Consider the following 6,032-nt stretch of genomic DNA (forward strand, 5'->3'; position numbering starts at 1 on the left):
CATTTTATGAGATTTATTTGGTTTTCAACATAAATAAATAATGATACTTTGGTAGCTAGCTAGGTAAGTAAATCTATTATATTTCCTCTTTAAATTATGAATAACAAAAAAATTGATATCGCCCGGATACGACGGGCGTATACACAAAGCGGGTTACGTCGTGCTGATTTAACGGTAGAACCTATGCAGTTATTTGAGCTATGGTTGCAGCAAGCCCGCACTGCGCAATTGTTTGATACCACCGTAGTTAATGTCGCAACCGTGGACAAAACCGGGCAACCCTATCAACGTTTAGTTTTGATGAAACACTTCGATATCAGGGGTATGGTCTTTTATACTAATCTAGGAAGTCGCAAAGCACAGCATCTCGCGTATAATCCACGTATTAGCTTGCATTTTCCTTGGCATGCTTTGGAGCGACAGGTTATGGTACTAGGCCGTGCCGAACGATTATCGCTCAGTGAAGTGATACATTACTTTTATAGTCGTCCACGGGATAGCCAGATTAGTGCCTGGGCTTCCCGACAGTCTAGTAAGCTTGATGCTCGTCAAGTGCTGGAAAATGCTTTCCTGGAATTAAAAAATAATTTTCAGCAAGGTAAAGTACCGTTACCAAGCTTTTGGGGCGGCTACCGTATCAGCATTGATGCTATGGAGTTCTGGCAGGGTGGGGCGCACCGATTGCATGATCGATTTATTTACCAACGCGTAGACAGTGGTTGGCATATTGATAGGTTAGCGCCGTAAAAAGCTCTTTTGTATTTTGTATAAGGAGATGTTTGATGGATGGTAAGTAGTAACTTAATACAACAATTGCAGGAGCGAGATCTGATTGCCAAGGTTACAGACAATAAGGGGTTAGTTAACCGGTTAACCGCTGGACCCATTTCACTCTATTGTGGGTTCGATCCTACTAACGATAGCTTACATTTAGGGCATTTGCTACCTTTACTGTGTCTTAAACGCTTTCAACTAGCTGGTCATCGACCGATTGTGCTGATTGGTGGTGCCACTAGTCTAATTGGAGATCCTAGCTTTAAAGCAACCGAACGTAAGTTGAATACTATAGAGACTACGCAGGTTTGGACAGAAAAGATAAAATACCATATCTCGTTGTTCTTAGATTTTAATAGTGGCAACAATAGCGCTATCGCAGCTAATAACTATGACTGGTTCGGAGCAATGAATGTGCTGACTTTCCTACGCGATATCGGCAAACATTTTTCTATCAACCAAATGATCAATAAAGAAGCCATCAAACGACGTATTAACCGATACGAAAGCGGTATTTCTTTTACCGAATTCTCTTACAATTTATTGCAAGGGTATGACTTTGCCTGTTTAAATAAACAATATGGCGTAGTCCTACAGATCGGAGGCTCGGACCAATGGGGTAATATCATCTCTGGGATCGATCTAACTAGGAGGATGTATCAGAATACGGTATATGGTTTAACAGTGCCACTGCTTACCAAATCTGATGGTACCAAATTTGGTAAGAGCGAGGATAGTGCGGTGTGGCTAGATTCCTGCAAGACTAGTCCATACAAACTATACCAATTTTTGCTCAATACCTCTGATAAAGAAGTTTATCGTTTTCTCAGATTTTTTACCTTGATGTCACTAGTTGAAATCAAGGCGTTAGAAGAAGAAGATCACATCAGTAACAAATCACCACGCGCTCAATATATACTGGCAGAAGAAGTAACTCGTATGGTACACGGCGAGCATGGTTTAGCGGCTGCACAACGTATCACCGCGAGCTTATTTACCGGCTCGTTCTGCGATTTAACTGAGAATGAGTTAAACCAACTAGCCCAAGATGGGATACCTATGGTAACCATTACCCAAAATATGGATTTGCAGCAAGCACTAGTAGCTGCCTCACTTGCGCCGTCCCGCGGGCAAGCTAGCAAAATGATTACCTCCAACGCAATAGCAATCAATGGTAAGAAACAAGTTTCGATCGAGTACGTTTTTAGCGAAGCAGACCGTCTGTATAGACGTTACACGCTCTTGCAACGTGGTAAAAAACACTATTGCTTGCTTAACTGGCAATAGCCCGATTGATTGATCAAAAAAAATAATCTCAAACTGTGAAGCTGAGCTATATCATTTATTTGGTACTACCTTTAGTTAATATGGTATCAATGCAAAGTGACGTCATGCTTAACGCATTACCACACAGTCAGTAGGACAGGGGTAAATACAGCGAGCACAGCCAGTACAAAGATCACGTACTACGGTATGTACTGCTTTACGCGTGCCAATAATGGCGTTAACAGGACACAGTTGGATGCATTTAGTGCAGCCAATACAATCTGCCTCATTTATCCAGGCTACCTGTGTTTTATTCATCAGCGGTTCGTATTTTACCTTATTAAGAAATGATACGGTCTCGACAAACATGAGACCAATGGATTCCGGCAGGCCGTATAGCCCGTAAATAATGTCTTACGGTACTATCTTTGATAACCAACTATTACTGCAATACTATTAAACATTAGAACGTGCTGTTTCGGAAAAAATATTTATTATAAGCACTCCTATGATGATTAAGCTAATACCGCTTATGGCAAACAAATCAAGCTTTTGTCCATATAAAAAATAGCTGGCAATAGTTACAAAAAAAATTCCTAGTCCTGCCCAGCAAGCGTAAGCAATACCCACTGGTAAAGTTTTTAGAACTAGTGAAAGCATCATAAACGAAATGGGGTAGCCCATGACGACAGCGATAGAGGGATAAAGTTTAGTAAAGCCAGCAGATGCTTTGAGCGATGATGTAGCAATCACTTCTGAAGTAATTGCAATAAATAAATAAAGATAAGCCATAATAGACTCTTTGCAAGATTATTAAGCTTTAATATTAGCACTTAAAGCATATAAACCACAGGTAGATTATGAAGATGTAGCTCATAGCTCAAGCTATTTTTGCTAAAGCTACTGGCTGCAAAGCTTTATCACCTACGTATAATCGAGCATTCTGAGCCCCCAGATAGAGGTATGTACCTCGCTGCGGTGTATTGGGTACGTCACCAGGGATTACCACAGTCAGCGTTTCCCGATGCCAACTGAAAGGTTGAACAGTCAACTGCCAGTAATATCCGCGTGGACTGACATCAACTATCTGTACTTGTAATGGACAGCGTGTACTAAACAGTTCACTGACTTCGATTTCCCAAGGTCGCAGAAACAAATCAACTTTTCCCTGGTAACCGGTAGAATAATTCAACGGCCAGTGATGCGCGCCTACAAAAAGCTGTGAGCCGCATATCTCACCTTCCAGTTGGTTTATTTCACCTAGAAACTCTAAGACAAATCGGCTAGCTGGATTACGCCAGACCTCCTGCGGTGTACCAACTTGCTCGATATTACCCTGGCTCATGACTACTACTTGGTCTGCTACTTCCATAGCTTCTTCTTGATCATGAGTAACAAATACGCTGGTAAATTTCAAATCTTCATGGAGCTGACGCAACCAACGGCGTAGCTCTTTACGTACCTGGGCATCTAAGGCACCAAATGGTTCATCTAATAATAAAATATCCGGCTCTACCGCTAAGGCTCGTGCGAGCGCCACACGTTGTTTTTGTCCGCCAGACAACTGCGCTGGATAGCGATTAGCTAAATGTCCCAGCTGCACCATATCCAGCAAGCTAGCAACTTTTTGTTTAATTATGGAAACACTTGGACGTGACCGGCGCGGCAAAACGGTAAGACCAAAAGCGATATTATTTGCGACAGTCATGTGTCGGAATAAAGCATAATGCTGAAACACAAAACCAACATGACGATCACGAGCATGCACCCGGCTAACATCTTTTCCCGCGAAGCGTAGACTACCGCTATTGTGGTGTTCTAGACCTGCAATAATCCGCAGTAGCGTAGTTTTCCCCGAGCCAGACGGTCCTAATAGCGCTACCATTTGACCAGAGATGATATCTAAAGAGATATCATTTAACACTTTAGTATGCTCAAAAAATTTACTAATATTCTCGATCGCAATACTCATTGTGATTCCCTCGTTTGTAGTTCTGCCTGATGGCGCGCGAGACGCCATTGCAGGCCACTCTTTAGAAACAAAGTTAATATTGCCATCAAAGTCAGCAACGCAGCGGCAGTAAAAGCGCCTATGTTATTGTAATCCTGATATAGTAATTCTACTTGCAGCGGTAAGGTATATGTTTCGCCGCGAATTCCGCCGGATACCACCGAAACCGCTCCAAACTCGCCAATGGCGCGGGCATTAGTGAGAATTAAGCCATACAGTAATGCCCAGCGTATGTTCGGCAAAGTGACGCGATGAAACATCTGTGAGCCAGATGCTCCGAGGAGAATAGCAGCTTCATCTTCCTGTCTGCCCTGACTCAGCATAACAGGTATTAGCTCACGTACCACAAATGGACAGGTGACGAAAATAGTTACCATCGCCATACCAGGCCAAGAAAACATAATTGACATATTATGGTTATTCAGCCATATCCCAATGGGGCTATTACTACCATAAAATAACAGATAAAGTAGCCCTGCTACCACCGGTGAAACCGCAAACGGCACATCTATTAGCGTTAGTAACAACTTACGGCCACGAAAGTTGAAGCGCGTTACTAACCATGCCATGAAAATGCCAAAAATCAGATTAACTGGTACCGTGATAATAGCGACCAATACTGTCAACCAGATAGCGTGTAACATTTCTTTGTCTATGATATTGCGCCCTACGGCCGATAAGCCCTCCGAGAAGGCAGTAAAAAAGATATAAAACATCGGAATCACTAGCAACAGTATAGAAATTATAGCACCTAGGCTAATCAAGAGCCATTTTCTCCAATGGCCAGGATAGTGTGGTACATAATTATTATTAATAGCGGATATAGGGGTCATTATTATCCTCATTATCCTCATTATTCGCCCAAACGCCGGCCAAAACGCAATTGCAACACATGAATAGCAAATAATAGTAGCAATGAAACTACCAGGATCACAGATGCTATAGCGCTGGCAGCTGGGTAATCAAACTCCTGCAAGCGAATAAAAATCATCAGTGATGTCACTTCAGTTTTCCAAGCGATATTGCCGGCAATAAAAATAACGGCACCAAACTCACCAAGGCTGCGGGTGAAGGAAAGTGCGGTGCCGGCTAGTAACGCCGGCGCGAGCTCTGGTAATATAATGTAGAAAAAGGTCTGCCATCTTCTTGCTCCCAGCGTCTCGGCTGCCTCCTCAAACTCAGATCCTAATTCTTCTAGTACCGGTTGCACTGTACGCACAACAAACGGGATACTGGTAAATGCCATTGCTACCGTAATGCCCAACCAGGTATACGAAACTTGTATTCCAAACTGCGCCAGCCAACCGCCATACCAACCATTAGTGGAAAATAGTGTTGCTAGGGTTAGGCCGGCTACAGCGGTAGGCAAAGCGAACGGTAAATCTATCAAACTATCTAGTAACATTCGCCCTGGAAACCTGTAACGGGTCAATACCCAAGCCATTAACATACCAAAAACGGCATTGAACAAAGAAGCTATACCGGCTGACAATAGAGTGACTTTATAGGCTGCCACAAGCTCCGGGCTAGTTATTACAGCCCAGTATTGTGACCAACTCATATGTGCCAATTGTATTAATAGGGCGCAGAGCGGTGGTATTAATATTACACCGATAAACAATAAACTACTGCTAAGACTAATTCTAAAGCCAGGCAATACACGGTGAGTGGTTAGAGATAACATTACCGCTGCCTACCTATAATTAATATCTTTTGCTGCTGATCACTACTACTGATGTACTTTTTCATAACTTGCTGTCATCTTCTCAACTAAGCCTCGGTAAGAGGTAAATTAAGTGTTATTTATCTTTATCTAGTTTGTGGTTTCTGGCATCAACGTCGGTAATACATAATTGTTACCTAAGCAACCGTAAAAGCAAATTTGCTATGTATCGTTGTGACATAGTAGATAACGACTCTGGATAACTACTCTGGATAACTATCTAGTTTATTTATAACTGATAGATAATATAGATCGGAA

The 6,032-nt window shown here is 42.3% G+C and carries 6 protein-coding genes and 1 pseudogene; 2 read left to right on the forward strand and 5 right to left on the reverse strand.

What is annotated here, in order from left to right:
* Positions 1 to 96 precede the first annotated feature (96 nt).
* Positions 97 to 747 (forward strand): pyridoxamine 5'-phosphate oxidase, encoded by a 651-nt coding sequence (pdxH, locus tag CEX73_RS02890; protein ID WP_101627084.1) that lies wholly within the window; start codon positions 97 to 99, stop codon positions 745 to 747.
* A 39-nt stretch (positions 748 to 786) separates the two neighbouring features.
* Entirely contained in the window at positions 787 to 2,061 is a 1,275-nt protein-coding gene (tyrS, locus tag CEX73_RS02895) for a tyrosine--tRNA ligase (RefSeq protein WP_101627085.1), read from the forward strand.
* A 111-nt stretch (positions 2,062 to 2,172) separates the two neighbouring features.
* Here the strand turns inward: tyrS and CEX73_RS02900 are convergent.
* The 5 genes and pseudogenes from CEX73_RS02900 to cysT form a co-directional block, all read right to left on the reverse strand.
* Positions 2,173 to 2,349 (reverse strand): annotated as a pseudogene (locus CEX73_RS02900) (RnfABCDGE type electron transport complex subunit B); the annotation flags it as partial.
* Between the two features lie 147 nt (positions 2,350 to 2,496).
* The gene (locus tag CEX73_RS02905; RefSeq protein WP_101627087.1) at positions 2,497 to 2,832 is read right to left on the reverse strand and encodes a DMT family transporter; all 336 of its coding nucleotides are present in this window, start codon (positions 2,830 to 2,832) and stop codon (positions 2,497 to 2,499) included.
* Between the two features lie 88 nt (positions 2,833 to 2,920).
* Entirely contained in the window at positions 2,921 to 4,012 is a 1,092-nt protein-coding gene (gene cysA / locus CEX73_RS02910; RefSeq protein WP_101627088.1) for a sulfate/thiosulfate ABC transporter ATP-binding protein CysA, read from the reverse strand.
* On the reverse strand, positions 4,009 to 4,884 hold the full coding sequence (gene cysW / locus CEX73_RS02915; protein ID WP_101627089.1) for a sulfate/thiosulfate ABC transporter permease CysW: 876 nt from the start codon (positions 4,882 to 4,884) through the stop codon (positions 4,009 to 4,011). Before cysW ends, cysA begins: the two co-directional genes overlap by 4 nt.
* A gap of 20 nt (positions 4,885 to 4,904) precedes the next feature.
* Positions 4,905 to 5,735 (reverse strand): sulfate/thiosulfate ABC transporter permease CysT, encoded by an 831-nt coding sequence (cysT, locus tag CEX73_RS02920; RefSeq protein ID WP_101627090.1) that lies wholly within the window; start codon positions 5,733 to 5,735, stop codon positions 4,905 to 4,907.
* Positions 5,736 to 6,032 lie beyond the last annotated feature (297 nt).

Origin of the sequence: Candidatus Palibaumannia cicadellinicola (assembly GCF_002855795.1) — a bacterium.
Lineage (GTDB): Bacteria > Pseudomonadota > Gammaproteobacteria > Enterobacterales > Enterobacteriaceae > Baumannia > Baumannia cicadellinicola_C.

Coding starts and splice junctions, on each gene's coding strand:
- pdxH (WP_101627084.1), top strand. CDS start 97: ATGAATAACAAAAAAATTGATATCGCCCGGATACGACGGGCGTATACA.
- CEX73_RS02905 (WP_101627087.1), bottom strand. CDS start 2,832: ATGGCTTATCTTTATTTATTTATTGCAATTACTTCAGAAGTGATTGCT.
- cysA (WP_101627088.1), bottom strand. CDS start 4,012: ATGAGTATTGCGATCGAGAATATTAGTAAATTTTTTGAGCATACTAAA.
- cysT (WP_101627090.1), bottom strand. CDS start 5,735: ATGTTATCTCTAACCACTCACCGTGTATTGCCTGGCTTTAGAATTAGT.
- cysW (WP_101627089.1), bottom strand. CDS start 4,884: ATGACCCCTATATCCGCTATTAATAATAATTATGTACCACACTATCCT.
- tyrS (WP_101627085.1), top strand. CDS start 787: ATGGTAAGTAGTAACTTAATACAACAATTGCAGGAGCGAGATCTGATT.